Source organism: Dielma fastidiosa (assembly GCF_000313565.1).
GTDB lineage: Bacteria > Bacillota_I > Bacilli_A > Erysipelotrichales > Erysipelotrichaceae > Dielma > Dielma fastidiosa.
In genome coordinates this window covers 106,334-125,154 of the sequence record NZ_HE578927.1, presented here as the reverse complement: position 1 = coordinate 125,154, position 18,821 = coordinate 106,334, and the positions used below count along the sequence as shown (strand labels likewise).

Sequence of the window (18,821 nt, the reverse complement as noted above, 5' to 3'; positions counted from 1 at the left end):
AAGGAGAACATTATGGAAGGGTTAAAGAAAGAATTAAAAAATATTCAAAAAGCGTTGTTGACAGGAACATCATACATGATGCCATTAGTAGTTGCCGGCGGTATCCTGTTCTCATTCTCATTGCTGGGCGGTGATGCGACCTCTACCGGTATTGTCGTTGCCAATTCATTTATGGCTAACTTAAAAATTATTGGCGCGGCTGGTTTATTTATGATGATTCCAGTATTAGCCGCTTATATCGCTTATTCAATTGCCGGCCGTCCAGGTTTGGTGCCAGGCTTTATTTTAGGGTATATCGCCAATAATACGATTGGTGATACAGGGGCTAAGACAGGTTTTCTGGGTGCTTTGATTTTAGGTATATTAGCGGGTTATTTTGTTCGCTGGATGAAGAGCTGGAAGGTTCCCAACGCGATTAAATCAATTATGCCGATTTTAATTGTACCGGTTGTTTCAACATTTGTTTTAGGTATCTTCTATATATATTGTATTGCTAACCCAATGGGTGAATTAATCAATATCTTGATGGATTTCCTGACCAATATGAACGGCACCAATCAGCTTTTATTCGCAATCATTATCGGTGCGATCTGTGAGATTGATATGGGTGGTCCAATTACTAAGACAGTGACGATGTTTACTATTGCGTTGATTGCGGAAGGTGTTATGGGGCCAAACGGTATTTATCGTGTATGTCCGGGTATTCCGCCAATGGCAATCTTCTTATCAACAGTATTGTTTAAAAATAAATGGACTCAGGCTGACCGCAATGCGGCTAAGACTGCGGGTATTATGGGTTTCATGGGCATTACCGAGGGAGCGATACCATTTGTAATTGCTGATTTGAAGCATATCCTGCCGTCAACGATTACCGGCTGTATTGTCGCGGCGGTCATTGCGTCATTGACAGGGGTATCCTCACCGGTTCCGCATGGCAGCTTTATTACCTTGCCGATGGTCGATGGCAAAGTCGGCTTTGTTGTAGCTATCGTGGTGGGTACGATTGTCGCAGCCGTTATGATGGGCTTACTGCGCAAACCAATTGAACAAAAAGAAGAAAAAGCAGTACCAAATAATTAAAACAATAAGTCAGCGTAAGCTGGCTTTTTGTTTCGGATAATAAAAAAAACACTGCATGCAGTGTTTTAATTTGTAAATGATTAAAGGTAAACCTTTTCTACATAGACGCGGTTAGCGGCAGCCAATACCATCGCTCGTACAAGAATCGTTTGCTGTGTACGCTTCGTTTCCAGTGAAGGCAGTGGTTCACCGGTAAAATCAAAGGCTTCTCTTAACGCGTTTTCAAATTCAGTACAGAAATAATCATAGGCTGTCTGCAGATCATATGTTTCTTGCTGGATTTGAAAGAACTGGCCAATCTGCTGAACCGTAAAGACTTGTTTTAAAATACCTAAAACAATCATATAACAAAGATGCTGGCGATAATATTTCTTTTTAACGGGTGAAGGCAGAGCATTATTTTTTATATAATTGCTGATCATCGCACCGGTGATAATCTCATTTCCCTGCAGGCTGATTGGTGTGAGCGCGGAAGTCACAACGTTGATGACCTGTTCCAGATAAAGACCGATATCCGGCAGCTCATGGTAGCGTGGGCAATGGAAATTACGGGCTTCTTGTATGGCTTCTTCACGATTCATTGGACTCACCTCTTTTAATGTCTGTTTTGGAAATTGTAGCATGCAACTATGATTCCGTCAACAATCAGGGTTTACAAAATGTCTTTAATGTGATAATCTAATGTTCGACATTCGATAAAGATATGTCGAACATGAAAAGGAGCGTTTTATGAAAAAGAAAATGACCGCGGCAGCGCTGAGCGCGATGCTGCTTATGGCTGGATGTTCTAACATTACTGGGATATCCTCAGACAAGCTGAATGATAAAGCGGTAAATCTGGATAGCTTTGCTGCTCATCTTGAAGAAAATTACTATGTTCAGGAAGGAACGTATAAAGAAGTGGACACGCTTGAGCTTGCCAGTAAGGGACAGCTGACTTCCTGCTTCGGCAATAATCAGGGATCAAGCTATCAGGTAGCCTTCCTGCCGCCGGCACCGGAACAGAATGCTGCCAAGGGGATCGCGGCGCTTAACTGGGCGGATGAGGAAGCAGGTAAATTTGATGATCCGGCAATTGAAAATGCCCCGGCTAATCCATATTTTGCACCGGTCGGCTGGTCTTATAAGCTGCGTGAGGATGAGGCTATCGTCTTAATGCTTGAATTACCGCAGGAATGTAAATATTTCTCAATCGGTGCATATTTGATGCTTACCGCAAATGACCCAACAATGGATCTGAGCTATGATAAATATGCTTTAACCGTAAAAGGCAGTGAAGAATCAGGCAATTATAATGTGATTTTCGGCAGTCTCGGCGATCAGCTGAATAACCGCAATATTGCTTCAACAGCGCTGCTTGATCAAAAAACAGATGCTTTTGGTTCCAAAGCTGTAATCGTTATGGGCGGTGACAAGAATACGAATGAAGAAATGAAATCATTGCTGATTGAAAGCGGAATCCCTTCTGAGATCATCAATGTATTAGAAATTCCATCACAAACGTTAAATCTCGGACTTGAAAAGGGAGCTGATACATTTGGTATCTTAGGCCGTGTATCACAGCCTGCCGATAGTGAAGCCAATAAGCAATATATGGCTAACTTAGCACAGACATCAACGCTTTATCGTATTACCCCTAAGGTAAAGGATGCTGTTGAGGAAATCCCGGCATTAAAGGTTGTATCAAGAGGAACCGGTGAACATGAAGCAGCTCAGCTGGGTTATGCTTCAAAAGATCTTGATCAGATCCGTCAGTCTATTCTTGATAAGTATACGGCTCAAGGGTACACATATACGGAGCTGATGCCGCATATTTCAGTACCTGACGGCATTACTTCTATCTTTAATACTTTGAATGGCAAGGGTGATAATCGTGATACTTCTTATTTAAGCACTGATTATTTTACCTTCAACAGCGATGAGGATTTCGTTGTGATTTATGGTGTGAATCATACAAAGACAAATAAAGCAATTTATTCCAATGCAGTATTGTATGGTGTTGAGAAGCTGAATGGGGTTACCAGTGTTTATGATGATCAATTTATTGGTTCAGCGGATGCTTATTTGAATAATGGCAGCCATGACGCGGATAATTATTATGTTTATAAGCTGGATCGTTACGGCAATGAGCCATACAGTGCCATTGTGCCAAAGAGTACAGGCAATGAGGACGGTAAATATTATGGTTTGGATGACGGTGCTGATATGCTGATTGCTTTCCGTGCATATATTGAAGAAGCTACGGGTGTAGGTCCGGACTATAATGAAATTGTCTATGACCGAGCGATTGTTTTCCATAAACCGCAATAAAGAAATTTACCAGGTTTTAATGCCTGGTTTTTTCTTGCGTTGCAATTTATATCTGTTATACGTTACAATATTCATAGGTGGAAAGGGGAGATGCGGATGCGCTGTCCCAATTGTCATCAGCAATTAAAAGTAAATCGAATCATCAAGCAGGCTGACTGCGAGGCATGTCATAAGCAATATCAATATCATTATCGAAAGATAAATTTGATTGCCTTGCTGCTGCTGATTCTTTTGATCAGTTCAGTTTTGGTAAAATGCTTGAGCTATTTTCGTACTGTCTGGCCCGCTTACTACCCTTTGATTTTAATCCTGTTTAATCTGGCAATCTATTTTATCACGCCTAGAGAATGGATTGACAAGTTTATATATCAGTTGATAGAAAAGGAATAGAGATATGGAATATAATGGTTGCAATCGATTTAAAATTGACTGTGCGAAATGCTGCGGGCTTTGCTGTACAGCCCTGTATTTTGCGAAAAGTGAGGGTTTCCCACAGAATAAAGCGGCAGGGGTGCCTTGTCAGCACTTATGTGTTGATTTTAAATGTGAGATTCATGATGAATTGAGTTCACGAAAAATGAAAGGCTGTCTGGCTTATGACTGTTTTGGTGCCGGACAATGGGTGACTCAGCATGTGTTTAAAGGTGCTGATTGGCGGCAAGCTGATAAAGCATTAATGTTTGATGTCTTTATCAAGGCTGTGCAGCTGCATCAAATGCTCTGGTATCTGAGTGCGGCGAATGATCTTTTAAAGGATTTGAAGCTGATGAAAGAAATTGATGGATACATCGATGAGATTGTGGAAGTATTAAATGAATCAGCGGTTCAATTGGCGGCGTGTGATGTTGAGAAACTGCGGCATCGAGTGAATCAGCGGTTAAAGCAAGCGTGTGATTCGATCAGCTGTCAAGCCTGCGGGAAGCATATTATAGGCCATGACGCGCCGGGAAGAAATTTCAAAAAGGCTGATCTGAGCGGTCATGATTACAGCATGTGTCTGCTGATGGCGGCGGATTTAAGAGGCTGCAGGTTAACAATGACGAATTTTTTAGGCGCTGATCTGCGTGATACCGACATCAGAGGTACAGATCTTAGTCATAGCTGTTTTCTGACTCAGGGGCAGATAAATGCGGCAAGAGGGAATGCGCAGACAAAACTGCCGGCTAATTTAAGCATGCCTGCAGCATGGCTGAATGAGACTGTTTAATTTTAAAATAAAAATCCTGCATTTTCAGCTGAACTGATTTGCAGGATTTCTTTTATTTTTGTAATTGAGCAATGGATGCGTCAATGCGGCGCAGAGTTTCTTCCTTGCCGATAATTTCCGCAATTTCAATCGCACCGCCCGGTGTCATTTGTTTGCCTGATACAGCAATACGGACTGGGAACAGCAGCTGACCATTCTTAATTCCTAGAGTCTGTACTAAATTCATCAATGTATCATGGATTGAGGTTTCACTCCATTCAGTTAAGCCTGCCAGCTCTTTTCTGGCAGCAATCAATGAATTCAGTGAGATTTCCTCATTCGTCTTCATTTTCTTATTGATATACAACTCATTGCTGTAAACAGGATAATTGTCGAAGAAATCAATCATTCCCGGTATTTCATTTAATACTGAAACACGGGTTTGAAGAATCTTCGCAATTTCTTTCTTATCATAGCTTTCAGTTTTAACTGCTTGATTAATATATGGCAGAACTAGTTCATAGAATTCTTCCAGTTCCATCTTACGCAGATACATGCCATTCATCCAAGTCAGCTTCTCAATATCAAAGATAGCTCCTGAGGTATTGATGCGTTTTACGTTGAAGGCTTTCTTTAGTTCCTCTAGGCTGTAAATCTCTTGTTCACTTTCTGGTGCCCAGCCTAACAGTGCGATGTAATTGATAATCGCTTCCGGCAGATAACCTTTCGCAACAAGATCCTGGAATGAAGCATCGCCATTGCGTTTTGACAGCTTGTGCTGTTCATCTTTCATCACTGGCGGACAGTGAATGTAGGTTGGAATCTTCCAATCGAAAGCCTGATAAATCAGGTTATATTTCGGTGTGCTTGAAAGATATTCATTACCGCGGACTACATGCGTTATATCCATCATATGATCATCAATGATGTTGGCAAAGTTATAGGTAGGGAAACCATCTGATTTCAGCAAAATACTTTCATCAAGAGTTGCATTATCAACCGTAATGGTACCATAAACCTCATCTTCAAATGAAGTTGTGCCTACTGGATCAATGTTTTGGCGAATTACATAAGCTTCACCAGCCGCGATACGCGCATCAATTTCTTCCTTGCTTAAATGTTTACATGGATCATCATATTTAAAAGATAAACCGGCAGCCATCACTTCCTGACGCTGAGCCTCAATATCTTCCTCTTTACAGAAGCAGACATGTGCGCCGCCCAATTCAACCAGCTTCATCGCATATTCCTTATAAATACCTGAGCGCATCCGTTCAGATTGTACATAAGGTCCATACTCTCCGCCGATATCCGGTCCTTCATCATGACTTAATCCACATTGCTTTAATGTTTCATAAATAATATCTGTGGCACCTTCAACCAAACGGCCTTGGTCCGTATCTTCAATTCTTAAAATAAAAACGCCGTCATCTTCTTTTTTTGCGACTAAATATTCATAAAGAGCAGTTCGCAAATTACCGATATGCATATAACCGGTAGGACTTGGCGCAAAACGAGTTCTTACTTTTGTCATCCTAACCCCTCTTTCACGGTTCTTATTATACTTTGCTTTTGATTATGTTTCAAACCTTTTTATGATAAAACCATGATTCTTTTCATATTTATATGACGCATTTGTAAGCTTAGCTGATTTTCTTAGGTTAAATGCTATAATATCAAGTAATTAGAGGTGATAAAAATGCGGTTATTGATTAAACAAAGGGTATTTACATGGTCTGATACCTATGATGTTTATGATGAATATGAAAATCCTAAATATTATGTAAAAGCGGAAATTTTCGCATGGGGGCATCAGCTTCATGTCTATGATCAAGAAGGAAATGAATTGGGTGTGATTCACCAAAAGGTACTTTCCTTTTTACCGGAATTTGAGATAGAGATAAATGGTGAAGTGATCGGAACCATTTATAAGAATTTTACCTTTTTTTCAAATAATTATGAAGTTGAATATATGGGATGGAAGGTGGAAGGTGATTATTTGGGTTGGAATTATGATATTTATGATGGAGAAGAAGCAATTCTGCATATTAATAAGAAGGTGCTGGCATGGGGTGATACCTACGTGCTTGATATTATGCGTGAAGAAGATGAAGTTAATGGCTTACTGCTGGTACTTGCCATCGATGCCGCTAACTGTGGTAAATAAAAGCTCTGAACGTTGAATTTCAGAGCTTTTTCATTATTCGAAAATGAAGATTTCCTCAATCGGCGCTTCCACAATTCTTGATATATCCACCGCCAGTTTTAGAGAGGGGTTATACTGCGCCTTTTCAAGCCGCATGATTGTTTCACGGCGCACGCCTACTAATTCTGCCAGCTGTTCCTGAGTCAGATCCTTCATCACCCGATATTTTTTTAAGTTACAAATAAATTCAGACATACTTACTCCGATAATTGCTCGTCATGATCCAGACGGTACAGAAAATACTCACATAAAAATAAAGTAAGGGCAATATCCAGAGAAAGCGTGATGGTCAGAATGATGGCAATCATGTCAAGATTATGAATGAAGCGTCCCTGAGAGACGATGATAACCGCAAGGAATATGATCGTGAAACCAATTTTTAATGCCTTTAGCTGGGCGGCTTGAGCGTTTTGCTGAAAACGTTCATCAATCAATGTGTCCGACATTTTACCTTCCAGAAAAAAGCTGAAAAAGCCAAAGAAAACAAAAAAGCAGAAAGGAAATATCGAAGCATCAATCTGATAAGTCCAAATGCCGGCAAAACCTAAAAAGCCAAGGAAACCAAGATAACCTAACTTAGGACTGATTTTTCGCGTTTTATTTTGCGCCGGTAAAGCTTTCTGGCGGTTAAGGTTCGCTTTAAACAGAATAATGATAACCACACAGATATAAATGAGAAGCATCAGGATTGAGGCTAAAAGCGGCAGATCACTGAGCTGAAAAACATAAGCTGAAGCATCCATTGGATAAACGATGCGGCCAGCATTATAAAACAAATCATAACCAACCGACAAAAGCATTAAAACGACAATTAGAATACCAGCTATGGTTAAGCCTTTAATTTTAGATTTATTCACTGACAATGACTCCTTCTGTGAACTATTTATCACTTTATAAGACAAATATATCACTTATCGGCACTCTTGGCAAGTAAAAGATACAAATAAATCACTTTTTTATTATTTCGATATATTTAATCAGATCTTCACGATTGTTTTTTACTTCCTCGCTTAAAACAGCGTCGATTAATTGATCAAGGCATTCACGGATCGCTTTGCCCTGTAAACCAAGCTGCTGACAATCATTGCCATTAACCGCCAGTTTTTGACGGTCAATCAAGTCATTTTGATTCAGCTGGCGCAGATGCGTTAATGCGGCTTTGTGATCTTCATGAAAGAAGGCTTGCCGCAGGATCAGCAGATCGTTCATCCATGCTATATTATTATGATGATCATAGAGGCATTTTCTAAATGCGTATGGACTATCTATTGGTGTATGCAATGCATCAAGCAGCATAAGTACATAATCTCTTAATTGACGGCTGACCTTCCATCGCATTAATATAGCTTCTGCTTCATTGATAGGTGACAGCAATGCGGCAAGCTTAAGCGGCAATGAATTTGGCAGAGTGTTTAGCTGTGTATTGATCAAATTTAATTCATCATCGTTTAAGCCATTCATTTCCGGCAGCAGTTCTTCAAGCAGCTGAAGGCTGATGAGCATTTTTAACAAGTTGGGATTGCCGTCTGTAAGCATACTGAAAAATTCACTCGTAATCCGCTCAATAGATATATAATGCAGATCTGAACGCTGGGCAATCAATGCCTGATGTGTCTTATCTTCAATAGCAAAATTAAAACGATGGGCAAAACGCACACAGCGAAGAATGCGCAGCGCGTCTTCTTGAAAGCGTGTTATTGGATCACCGACACAGCGAATCAAGCCTGCTTTTAAATCTTCAAAGCCATGATGCTCATCAATTAAACCAGTTTCAGGCGCATAAGCCATGGCATTGATTGTGAAATCACGGCGTTTTAAATCTTCGCTGAGTGAGCGGGTGAAATTCAAAGAGGCAGGCGAACGATGATTCGCATAGACTTCCTGCGCGCGGAAGGTTGTAATCTCAACCGCATGGTGTTGATAATGAACGGTAATAGTGCCATGCTTCAGTCCGGTTGGAATGATTTTAAAGCGATTGTCAAAGCAGCTCATAGCTTGCTTCGGGAGTGCTGAGGTGGTTATATCATAATCATGAGGAACCTGCTTCATTAATGCATCACGAATACAGCCGCCGACAAAATAAGCTTCATAGCCGTGTTGTATCAGCTGCTCATAGATTTCTAATAATGCTGGCTCAAGTGTAAATTCAATCATCTGAAACACTCCTTTCAATGGTTCTATTATAACATTTTATGATATACTTATCGAAGAAATGAGGGTGTCTCTATGAAGAAAATCGTTGATTTAGCGCATGACTTTTTGAGTGAAGTATTAAATGAAACAGATACAGCCGTTGATTTTACATGCGGGCAGGGATTTGACACATGCTTTCTAGCCGCTCATTGTCAGCATGTATTTGGCTTTGATATTCAAATAGAAGCAATCAAACTGACCAAGCAGGCGCTCTTTGAAAGAAATCTCAGCGCAGAATTGATTCTTGCCTCACATGCGAAAGCGGCGGATACGGTTGATCGGTTTAAGGCCGGAATCTTTAATCTTGGTTATCTGCCCCATGGTGATAAAGCTATAACGACACAGGCGCTTGAGGTCATCAGCGCCCTTGATCAGATGCTGCCAAGACTTCTGACCGGCGGCCGGATCATCCTTGTATTATATCCAGGCTTTGCGCATGGTCTTGCGGAAAGTGCGGAAATTGAAAGCTATTGTGAAAAATTACCTGCTAAGATTTATGATGTGACCAGAATACAATTAACGAACCGATGTCAGGCACCGTATCTGCTGCTGATCGATAAACATTAATGTCCGTGAAATGCGGACTTTTTATTTTTCTGTATGAAAGCTAGACTTTTCATCATTCACATAAAATTCCAAAAACTACACTTTCAGCAAGTCATTCATAGCATAAAATTATATCGGTATGTCCGCAATATAGATACATATGTATGCTATATAAAACTAACAAAATTTAACTAATGTGCAAATAGCTTATGAAATCAAGCTTTCTTACAATGCTGTTAAATATGAAATGATATTGTAAAATATTTCATTTCATATGAAAATAAAATGAAATTTTTCTTGACAATGTGTGAAAAGAGGGTTTATACTAACATCAATCAAGTATCTTGCATGCTTGGACAAGTTAGGGAGGAAATACTATGAAAAAGCTTAAAATGCTTCTTACCGGATTTCTTACGTTAGCGCTGGTTGCCGGTTGCGGTGGCGGCGGTAATGGAGATAACGGTGGAAATGGAGGAACTGCAGACGGTGCCAAGACAGTAACGGTTGCCAATGATGTAGAACTTTCCTCAATGGATACATGCCTTGCGACTGATGGTACTTCATTTGAAGCAATTGCTGCAACAATTGAAGGTCTCTATACATTAGATGCTGACGGCAACGCGGTTTTAGCTATCGCTTCTGATGAACAGGTAAGTGAAGACGGATTGACTTATACGTTCACTCTGCGCGATGCGAACTGGTCTGACGGAAATCCAGTTACAGCGAATGACTTCGTATTTGCATGGCGTCGTTTAGCTGATCCGGCAACCGCTTCTGAGTATGCTTATATGATCGGTGTTGCGGGTATTAAAAACGCTTCTGCTGTTACTAATGGCGAAATGGCAACGACTGAATTAGGTGTCAGCGCTGTTGATGACAAAACATTAAAGGTTGAACTTGAATATCCGGTTCCTTTCTTTAATCAATTGATGGCTTTCCCATCATTCTATCCGATTCGTGAAGATTTCTATAATCAATTTGGCGATCAATACGCATTGACTCCAGATGCATTATTAGCTAACGGCCCATTCAAGATGACTGCTTGGAATCAGGGCGCTAACTATGAAATGGTTAAAAATGAAACCTATTACGATGCTGCTAATGTTAAAATTGATAATTTAAACTTCCAGGTCATCAAAGATGCACAATCTGCAATGGTAGCCTTTGAACAGGGTACAGTTGATTATGTTAAGCTGACTGGTGAAATGGTTGAACAGTATAAAGATTCTCCTGAATATACTATTACATTAGGTGGTTACTTATGGTATATGTCTCCAAATGAAGATGTTGCCGGTTTAGAAAATCAGAACCTGCGTCTTGCCTTTGCTTATGCTTATGACAAAGAACAGATTGCTGAAAATGTGTTAAAAGATGGTTCGATTGCAGCTAATTTCGCAATTCCTGTAAAATTGGCAGTCGGTCCGGACGGCAAAGATTTCCGTGATACAACGGATACTTATCTGAATGTTGATAAGGCTAAAGCTCTTGAATATTTTGAAGCCGCTAAGAAAGAATTAGGCAAAGATACGTTTGAATATGAATTGTTATTTGAAGATACTGAATCAAGTAAGAAAGTAGCTGAATTTGTTAAGTCTGAAATCGAAACGACGCTGCCGGGTGTTACTTTGAATCTGAAGCAGCAGCCTAAGAAAGCACGTCTGCAGGCTATGCAAAACGGCACTTACGAAATTGGTTTAACTCGCTGGGGTCCTGACTATGCTGACCCAATGACTTATCTTGATATGTGGATTACTGGTGCTTCTTACAACTATGGCCATTGGTCAAATGCTGAATATGACGCGTTGATTGAAAATGCGACTAAGGGTGAGCTTACTTCTGATTTAGACGCTCGCTGGGAAGCATTGAAACAAGCTGAGAAGATCGTTATGGATGAAGCAGTCATCCTGCCGGTTTATCAGACTGGTTCTGCCGTTATGATCAAATCAGGTGTATCCGGATTTGAATTCCACTCAGTAGGCGTTCCTACAATTTATAAGAATCTTACAAGAGAGTAGAAAGCAGTTCTAACAGTACAGTGCTCTCGCACTGTGCTGTTTTATTTTTAATCATACGAAAAGGAGGGGTAAAATGACAAAATATGTACTAAAACGTGTCGCTATATCGGCTGTCACCCTTTTGGTTATTTTGTTTGTCTTGTATTTGATGCTTGAATTCATGCCTGGTACACCATTCAATGATGAAAAGCTGACTGATGCCCAGCGTTTGATCATTGAAACTAAATACGGTTTGAATCGGCCATTCCTGGTGCGTTTTGTAGATTATGTGGTGATGATGCTTCGGGGCGATCTGGGTGTCAGCTATTCGATTCAGAAGAATATGCCGATTTCTCAGATGCTGGATGCTCGTTTATGGGTATCGATCCGTCTTGGTTTGCAGGCAATTATTGTCGGCGTTCCAGTAGGCATCGTGCTTGGTATTGTATCAGCCTTAAAGAAAAATACTTGGATTGACACCTTGACATCTGTCTTTGCGGTATTAGGCGTTTCAATACCTAACTTTCTGTTTGCCATGTTATTTATTTTATTGTTCTCGAAGACTTTGAATTGGCTGCCGTCGATCTTTATGCTGCAGAAACCTTTTGTTTCCAGTATTATGCCGACCATCGCGCTCTCATTGTTCTCAATCGCGCAGATTGCCCGCTTTACCCGCAGTGAAATGGTTGATGTCTTGGGCAGTGAATATATGCTGCTTGCGCAATCAAAGGGGCTGTCTCGTCCGATTTTGATTTTCCGTCATGCGCTGCGCAATACGCTGATTCCGGTAATTACCGTTATGGCACCGCTGATCGTAGGCGTTATGACCGGCTCATTAGTTATTGAAAAAATGTTTTCAATTCCAGGTATCGGTCAGCTGCTGACAATGGGAATTCAGGCTAATGATTATAATGTAGTTATGGCATGCGCATTTATTTACAGCTTGCTGTATGTAGTTGTAATGTTTGCTGTCGATTTATTATATGGTGTAATTGATCCGCGGATTCGCTTAGTAAAAGGAGGTACCAATGAGTAATCAAGATACAGTATTCCTTAAAGATGATTTTCAGCTGGCACACCGCAAGGATCTTTACATCGATAAAGTTTATGAAAATCAATCTTTCTGGAAAGACGTGGCTGCACGTTTAAAGGAAAATAAAGGCGCATTGGTCGGTCTGGTTTGTATAGTGATTATCATTTTACTGGCTGTACTGGCTCCGATGCTCTCAGAATATACGATTAACGGTGTTAACGTCGCTCATCAAAGTCTGCCGCCAAAGATACCTGGTCTTGAGCATTTAGGAATCTTTAACGGTATGTCAAGAGGTGTCGATGTCTATGCCAAAAAAGGTGTTGAAGGTATTTACTATTTATTCGGTACTGATGAGCTTGGCCGTGATTTATGGCTGAGAACTTGGAGCGGTACCCGTGTATCATTGATCATTGCGGCAGCGGCAGTTGCGGTTGATATGATCATCGGTATGACTTATGGTTTAATTTCAGGTTATTTTGGCGGTAAGGTGGATATGGTAATGCAGCGTATCGTTGAAATTATCAATTCAATTCCTACCTTGGTTATCGCAACCTTGATGCTGATTGTTTTAAAACCTGGTATTGTGCCGATTTTATTTGTATTGATTCTGACTGGCTGGATCGGCATGAGCCGTGTTGCGCGTGCGCAGATGCTGAAACTGAAGGAGCAGGAATATGTTCTGGCTTCAAAAACTTTGGGCGCCGGCAATCTCAGAATTATCTTTAAGGATATTCTGCCGAATATCATTGGTCAATTGATTATCATGTCAATGTTCTCGATTCCTAATGCTATCTTTATGGAAACAACATTGTCATTTATTGGTCTGGGTATTCCGGCACCGAATGTATCGCTGGGTGTTTTAATTTCTGATGGCTTTAAGTCATTTACGGTTGCGCCGTTTATGACCTTGATTCCCGCAGTTGTATTGGCAGTATTGATGCTTAGCTTCAACTTGCTGGCAGATGGTCTGAAAGAGGCGCTCGATCCGACCATGAAGGAAATGTAGGTGAGTGAAGATGGAAAAAGAAAGAGTATTATCAATCCGTGATCTGGCAATTTCATTTAAAACCAGCAATGGTATCGTTAATGCGATCCGCGGTGTCCGTCTTGACTTATTCCGTGGCGAAACAATTGCTATCGTAGGTGAATCCGGCTCTGGTAAATCAGTAACGGTAAAAGCAATCATGGGCATTCTCAGCGGCAATGGCTTTGTGAATGACGGCAGTATTATCTTTAATTATACTGATGAAAATGGCGAAAAGGTTTCACAGGATCTTTTAAAGCTTTCAAATCGGGAGATGCAGCATAAAATCTGCGGGAAGCATATTGCTATGGTTTTCCAAGATCCGATGACATCATTAAATCCAACAATGACGATCGGCAAACAAATCATGGAAGGCATGATGTATCATTATAAGGTTTCCAAGGCAGAGGCTTACAAAAAAGCCGTAGAACTGCTTGAAGAAGTAGGGATTACTGATCCTGAGAAACGGATGAAGAATTATCCGCACCAGCTGTCCGGCGGTATGCGGCAGCGTGTGGTTATTGCCATCGCTTTGGCATGTGATCCTGATATCTTGATTTGTGATGAACCAACAACGGCGCTGGATGTGACGATTCAGGCAAAAATTCTTGAATTGATTAAGGAAATCCAAGCGAAGAAGAATATATCGGTTATTTATATTACTCATGATTTAGGCGTAGTTGCGAAGGTCGCTGACTATGTTGCAGTTATGTATGCAGGAAAAATCATTGAAAAGGGCAGTGTTGATGAGATTTTCTATGATCCTCGTCATCCGTATACGTGGGGTCTGCTGTCTTCAATGCCGGATGTCAATACCAATGAGGAAGTTCTGTATACAATACCGGGAACCCCTCCTAACTTGCTCAACAAGGTAGAAGGCGATGCCTTTGCGGTTCGTAATGAATACGCTCTAAATATCGACTTTAGGCTTGAACCGCCAATGTTCAACGTCGGCGGCAAGCATCGTGTATCTTCATGGCTGCTTCATGAAGATGCACCTAAGGTTGAGATGCCGCTGACTTTGCGTCATCGTATCGATAACATGCTGAAGGAGGATGAATAAGATGGAAGAAAGAACTCCTTTACTTGAAGTTAAAGACTTGAAACAACATTTTAAGGTAAATAAGAAATATTCGGTTAAAGCGGTAGACGGCATTTCATTTGTGATCTATCCGGGCGAAACCTATGGTTTAGTAGGTGAATCCGGTTCGGGTAAGTCAACCACCGGCCGTTCAATTATCCGCCTTTACGAACCTACATCCGGTACGATTACCTTTGAAGGCGTTGATATTTCAGGCAAACTGAGCCAGCATCAGGTGAAGCATCTGCGCACGAAGATGCAGATGATTTTCCAAGATCCGATGGCCTGTCTGAATCCGCGCAAGAAGGTTATTGATATTATTGCGGAAGGGCTGGATATCCATCATCTCTGCAAGGATGAAAAGGAACGTGAAGAAAAAGTTTATAAGATTCTTGAACTGGTAGGCTTATCGCATGAGCATGCGATGCGTTATCCGCATCAATTCTCCGGCGGTCAGCGTCAGCGTATCGGTATTGCCCGCGCGTTGATTATGGATCCTGAACTGATTATTGCTGATGAAGCAATTTCCGCGCTGGATGTATCCATTCAGGCACAGGTTGTCAATTTAATGAAAGAAATTCAGAAGCAGACCAATACAGCTTATTTGTTTATTGCCCATGATTTATCAATGGTTAAATATATCTCTGACCGTATCGGTGTACTGCATCTGGGACATTTAGTGGAAACCGGGACGACGGAAGAAATCTTCAACAATCCGATTCACCCATATACCAAGAGTCTGCTGTCGGCAATTCCGCATGCAAATCCGCATGTTGAGAAGAAAAGAATCGCATTGGCTTATGACTATGCGACCAGCGGCATTGATTATAACTTAGGGACTCAGCATTATCTGGGTGGTGAGCATTATGTGCTTGCTACTGATGAAGAGCTTGAAGCATGGAGTAAAAAGGCGGAAATCTGATATGATTTCTGCTTTTCTTGCGCAAAACGTCAAATGGTTGGCAAAATTCGGAAAACACGTGAATAAGAATATGGTATAATAATGAGGAATCACAGAATGAGATCTAAAAGGAGAAAGAAATGAAGAAACTATTATTGAGCTGCTTAGCGGCATTATGCTTAGTGGGATGTTCATCTACACCAAAGGAAGAAGATTTAAAGAAAACCGTATGTACGTTGGAAGATTCTGGTGTTATTGTAAATACTGTTTTTGAACATGACGGTACTAAAGTAATGAAGCAAACCAATACCAATACAATTACGATTTCAGAATCAGGCATGACAAAGGAAATGATTGAAGCCGCAGCGAAGACTGCTAATGAAGCATACGGCGCTATTGAAGGCATGACTTATACCTATGAATTTAAAGATGATGATACATTTGTAGAAACAACAACGATTGATTTCACAGCAGCATCAATTGCTGATTTACAATCAGCGGGTATTGTAGAAGCAGGTGAAGCAGATTATATTGGAATCAAAGAAACACTTGAATTAAACAACCAAAACGGTATTGAATGTAAAGACGCAGAATAAGCAAATGAGCAGCTTCATTGAGGCTGCTTTATTTTTTATAATTCAATGAGCAAGTATGCAAAGCCTTTGCATTAGCCATTGAATAGACTAGAAAGACATATAAGGTTTATAAGATCTGCGATTCGTAAAGTAACCTATTGAGATATATAGTAAAGTAATTCACACAAAAACATAAAGGACTATAACATATTTTCTGTATGTTATAATCCTTTTTGATAGTATTAATGAATATTTTTTTAATAGAAAGCGAGATGAATAGTATGAAAATAACACAGAATTTTGATTTTATACCACATGATGATGAAGCTATTGAATGGATAAAAGAATTTATTGATAAAAGATGGTATGATTGTAAAGAAAATAATAATATTAGTATACAAGTTGATATAAAGTTCGTTGAAGAGCAAGAAAATAATAAAGCAAGTTAATTAATATTATGTTTTACTAATTATTTTTTTCGTAAAAGTAAATTTTAATTCAAAGTTATTAGTTTCAAAATAATCTTCTAAGTTCATAGTTTCTATATTATTTTTAAAATTTTCTTTAGCTTCTTCAAACCTTAAGAACACTAATGAACATTTGCGTTGACAACAATCAAATTGAACTTCACGTTCTGTTGGCACTTCTACTGAATGTGGTTTACCAATTATTTCAATAAGATTTATAATTTGTGCTTTGATAGAGATTTCTTGTTTATGAGTATGACATGTGACATAAGCTTTATCAACTTGATGAGCCAATTCATTAAATCTGTTGTATTATTCGAATATAGTCATTTCTATTTTCTTCTTTATGTATTTATATTGTATCATATATTACTTAGTAAAATTTAAACAAAAAGGACTAAATTTGAAGTCCTCTTTCTTTATTTATAGTATATTTCAACAAATCAGTAATACTATATCCTAGTACATTACATAGCTTACATAGCACATGAACAACTAATAACTTTACTGTGTTATTACAGTAGTTATTTATTGTACTTAAACTGATGTTGGTTAATAAACATAAATCAGATTTACTTAATTTCTTATTATCCAATAAATCAATAATTTAATATTAATTTTACCTTTAGTCATAGTAATTATTATCTCATATTTGCTAGTATTTCTAAATCACTAAGAAATTCACTAGTATTATTTAATATTTCTTGCATTGTTTTATTAGTAGTCTGTGCTTCGTTATTTGCATCATCAAATGCTTGATAATTATATTTGATAGCAGAAGTATACATATCAGATAAATTATAAAAATATTCTTTTGTTATACCTAAAAGATTATAATTGCTAGAAGCGCCTTTGTAATATTCTGGATAAGATTTATACATATAAGATTCACATGATTCAATGTTTTCATTCATATTATCCAGTTCTCTTTTTACACTACTGTAATTTTTAATAGCAAAATTGGATAAAATAGAAGACAGATTGTTTGAAATCTCATCTTTATATGGGCTTGCAATATATATTAAGTTAAATAGATTATTTTTAAATCCCAATCTTAAATCAGACATTTTAGAAACAAAATCAAAAGCTTGATTGTTTTTATCTAAATTTAAATTTTGACCTAAAACATAATATTCACCTACTAAATTAAAATAACTATCATTTAAATTTTTACTTAATGCAATAGCACTACTGAAATCATACATAGCTGATTTTAAATCTTTTTCTACATTTTTATTGTATGATTCAATAATTAAATAACGTGTTAAATCATTTATTTTATCATCATAGTTTTGATAAAAAGAATTAGCTTCAGAAACATTGCCATTATTTAAACATTGTATAACTTTGTATGAAACTATTATCGTATCTTTAGAAATAAATAGATAAATAGCTATGCAAATCACAATTATTAAAGAGACTATTTTTAGATATTTATGATTATGTTTCTTTTTTACGTCTAACGAAGTATTAAAATTATTAGTTTCTTTTGTAATATTTTTAATCAACATGTGTTTCTTCTTCTTTCTTCTCAATCATGGCATTATAGAAAGTGAGTATGTTTGCATCACAAAATACAACTCTTTCTAAGATTTCTCCTAATACATAAATTAGTAAGGATGTAATTATAGTAATAATCGCACCTATTAGAAAAGAACTGAAATCGTAGCTAATATATCTAGTGTAAGTGTTTAGTAAATATTTAATTTCTCCCATAGTTTTACCTATGAAATAAGAGCCTATTAATCCTAAAACAAGTAATACTAAAGCTAATTTCTTTATTATTGTTGCCAGCAATAACATTCCATTATCATTATTTCCAGTAGTCATAGTTATTCCTTTCTCGTTTCATTTTACTTTTTTAATAAAGCATTATTAGCTTTTAAAAGTTCAGTTATTTCTTCATGTTGTCTTTTTAACATAACATCTCGATAAATTGTTCTTTCTGTAATTTCAGCAAAGAACATCATACAAGCGCAAACACAAAATGTATATGCAGAACCAATTAAAGCAACTGTAAGTTTGAAAAGAACAGAGTATTCACGTGAACCAAAAAAAGTATCTGCAAAATAAAATGAGCCTAAAATGCCTAGCGCTAAAATTACTACTGCTACACTTCTTAATGTTTTTGTTAATACTAAACAAGTCTTGTTATCCATTGCCAATCCCTCCTTGCATATATTCTACTTTATAGCACTTATTTAATCAAGTGTAATTTACACGGC

At 38.5% G+C, this 18,821-nt stretch carries 22 protein-coding genes and 1 pseudogene; 13 read left to right on the top strand and 10 right to left on the bottom strand.

Annotated elements, in window-relative coordinates; genetic code table 11:
• The first annotated feature begins 12 nt into the window (after positions 1-12).
• On the top strand, positions 13-1,080 hold the full coding sequence (locus DAHG_RS10445; RefSeq protein WP_022938299.1) for a PTS fructose transporter subunit IIC: 1,068 nt from the start codon (positions 13-15) through the stop codon (positions 1,078-1,080).
• An 80-nt stretch (positions 1,081-1,160) separates the two neighbouring features.
• Here DAHG_RS10445 and DAHG_RS19360 read toward each other — a convergent pair whose 3' ends face one another.
• Positions 1,161-1,661 carry a DUF1836 domain-containing protein gene (locus tag DAHG_RS19360; RefSeq protein WP_022938298.1) on the bottom strand — a complete coding sequence of 167 codons (501 nt, stop codon included), beginning with the start codon at positions 1,659-1,661 and terminating at the stop codon, positions 1,161-1,163.
• Positions 1,662-1,809: 148 nt separating this feature from the next.
• On the opposite strand from DAHG_RS19360, the gene DAHG_RS10435 reads away from it, so the two are divergent.
• From DAHG_RS10435 to DAHG_RS10425, 3 genes are all read left to right on the top strand, one after another.
• On the top strand, positions 1,810-3,390 hold the full coding sequence (locus tag DAHG_RS10435; RefSeq protein ID WP_022938297.1) for a hypothetical protein: 1,581 nt from the start codon (positions 1,810-1,812) through the stop codon (positions 3,388-3,390).
• 90 nt (positions 3,391-3,480) lie between these two features.
• Positions 3,481-3,780: a hypothetical protein gene (locus DAHG_RS10430; protein WP_022938296.1), complete on the top strand. Its 300-nt coding sequence runs from the start codon at positions 3,481-3,483 to the stop codon at positions 3,778-3,780.
• Positions 3,781-3,784: 4 nt separating this feature from the next.
• A complete protein-coding gene (locus DAHG_RS10425) occupies positions 3,785-4,597 on the top strand; it encodes a pentapeptide repeat-containing protein (protein WP_022938295.1) in 813 nt (270 codons plus the stop codon).
• Between the two features lie 52 nt (positions 4,598-4,649).
• On the opposite strand, the gene gltX is transcribed toward DAHG_RS10425, so the two are convergent.
• Complete coding sequence (gene gltX, locus DAHG_RS10420) at positions 4,650-6,110, bottom strand: glutamate--tRNA ligase (protein WP_022938294.1); 1,461 nt, start codon at positions 6,108-6,110, stop codon at positions 4,650-4,652.
• 165 nt (positions 6,111-6,275) lie between these two features.
• Here gltX and DAHG_RS10415 point away from each other — a divergent pair, with 165 nt between their 5' ends.
• Entirely contained in the window at positions 6,276-6,743 is a 468-nt protein-coding gene (locus DAHG_RS10415; RefSeq protein ID WP_022938293.1) for an LURP-one-related/scramblase family protein, read from the top strand.
• A 33-nt stretch (positions 6,744-6,776) separates the two neighbouring features.
• Here DAHG_RS10415 and DAHG_RS10410 read toward each other — a convergent pair whose 3' ends face one another.
• From DAHG_RS10410 to DAHG_RS19355, 3 genes are all read right to left on the bottom strand, one after another.
• Positions 6,777-6,977: a helix-turn-helix transcriptional regulator gene (locus tag DAHG_RS10410; protein ID WP_022938292.1), complete on the bottom strand. Its 201-nt coding sequence runs from the start codon at positions 6,975-6,977 to the stop codon at positions 6,777-6,779.
• Positions 6,978-6,979: 2 nt separating this feature from the next.
• A complete protein-coding gene (locus DAHG_RS10405; protein WP_022938291.1) occupies positions 6,980-7,639 on the bottom strand; it encodes a DUF3796 domain-containing protein in 660 nt (219 codons plus the stop codon).
• Between the two features lie 91 nt (positions 7,640-7,730).
• Positions 7,731-8,936, bottom strand: coding sequence for a CCA tRNA nucleotidyltransferase (locus DAHG_RS19355; protein ID WP_022938290.1), 1,206 nt, complete (start codon positions 8,934-8,936; stop codon positions 7,731-7,733).
• Between the two features lie 63 nt (positions 8,937-8,999).
• Here DAHG_RS19355 and mnmM point away from each other — a divergent pair.
• The 8 genes and pseudogenes from mnmM to DAHG_RS21140 form a co-directional block, all read left to right on the top strand.
• Positions 9,000-9,542 (top strand): annotated as a pseudogene (gene mnmM / locus DAHG_RS10395) (tRNA 5-(aminomethyl)-2-thiouridylate-methyltransferase MnmM); the annotation flags it as partial.
• Positions 9,543-9,898: 356 nt separating this feature from the next.
• Positions 9,899-11,536: a peptide ABC transporter substrate-binding protein gene (locus tag DAHG_RS10390; protein WP_022938288.1), complete on the top strand. Its 1,638-nt coding sequence runs from the start codon at positions 9,899-9,901 to the stop codon at positions 11,534-11,536.
• A 73-nt stretch (positions 11,537-11,609) separates the two neighbouring features.
• Entirely contained in the window at positions 11,610-12,551 is a 942-nt protein-coding gene (locus tag DAHG_RS10385; protein WP_022938287.1) for an ABC transporter permease, read from the top strand.
• Positions 12,544-13,554: an ABC transporter permease gene (locus DAHG_RS10380; protein WP_022938286.1), complete on the top strand. Its 1,011-nt coding sequence runs from the start codon at positions 12,544-12,546 to the stop codon at positions 13,552-13,554. Before DAHG_RS10385 ends, DAHG_RS10380 begins: the two co-directional genes overlap by 8 nt.
• A gap of 10 nt (positions 13,555-13,564) precedes the next feature.
• Complete coding sequence (locus DAHG_RS10375; RefSeq protein WP_022938285.1) at positions 13,565-14,635, top strand: ABC transporter ATP-binding protein; 1,071 nt, start codon at positions 13,565-13,567, stop codon at positions 14,633-14,635.
• A 1-nt stretch (position 14,636) separates the two neighbouring features.
• Positions 14,637-15,575: an ABC transporter ATP-binding protein gene (locus DAHG_RS10370; RefSeq protein ID WP_022938284.1), complete on the top strand. Its 939-nt coding sequence runs from the start codon at positions 14,637-14,639 to the stop codon at positions 15,573-15,575.
• A gap of 119 nt (positions 15,576-15,694) precedes the next feature.
• Positions 15,695-16,150 (top strand): DUF1307 domain-containing protein, encoded by a 456-nt coding sequence (locus DAHG_RS10365; RefSeq protein ID WP_022938283.1) that lies wholly within the window; start codon positions 15,695-15,697, stop codon positions 16,148-16,150.
• A 260-nt stretch (positions 16,151-16,410) separates the two neighbouring features.
• Positions 16,411-16,578, top strand: a complete 168-nt coding sequence (locus DAHG_RS21140; protein WP_022938282.1) for a hypothetical protein — start codon at positions 16,411-16,413, stop codon at positions 16,576-16,578.
• Positions 16,579-16,584: 6 nt separating this feature from the next.
• Here the strand turns inward: DAHG_RS21140 and DAHG_RS10355 are convergent, their stop codons facing one another.
• The 5 genes from DAHG_RS10355 to DAHG_RS10340 all read right to left on the bottom strand — a co-directional run bounded on the left by DAHG_RS10355 (position 16,585) and on the right by DAHG_RS10340 (position 18,755).
• On the bottom strand, positions 16,585-16,890 hold the full coding sequence (locus DAHG_RS10355) for a hypothetical protein (protein ID WP_022938281.1): 306 nt from the start codon (positions 16,888-16,890) through the stop codon (positions 16,585-16,587).
• 103 nt (positions 16,891-16,993) lie between these two features.
• A complete protein-coding gene (locus DAHG_RS22145; protein WP_161650519.1) occupies positions 16,994-17,191 on the bottom strand; it encodes a helix-turn-helix domain-containing protein in 198 nt (65 codons plus the stop codon).
• Between the two features lie 46 nt (positions 17,192-17,237).
• Positions 17,238-18,107, bottom strand: a complete 870-nt coding sequence (locus DAHG_RS10350; protein WP_022938280.1) for a hypothetical protein — start codon at positions 18,105-18,107, stop codon at positions 17,238-17,240.
• Positions 18,097-18,426: a hypothetical protein gene (locus tag DAHG_RS10345; RefSeq protein WP_022938279.1), complete on the bottom strand. Its 330-nt coding sequence runs from the start codon at positions 18,424-18,426 to the stop codon at positions 18,097-18,099. Before DAHG_RS10345 ends, DAHG_RS10350 begins: the two co-directional genes overlap by 11 nt.
• Before the next feature lie 23 nt (positions 18,427-18,449).
• The gene (locus DAHG_RS10340; protein WP_022938278.1) at positions 18,450-18,755 is read right to left on the bottom strand and encodes a hypothetical protein; all 306 of its coding nucleotides are present in this window, start codon (positions 18,753-18,755) and stop codon (positions 18,450-18,452) included.
• Positions 18,756-18,821 lie beyond the last annotated feature (66 nt).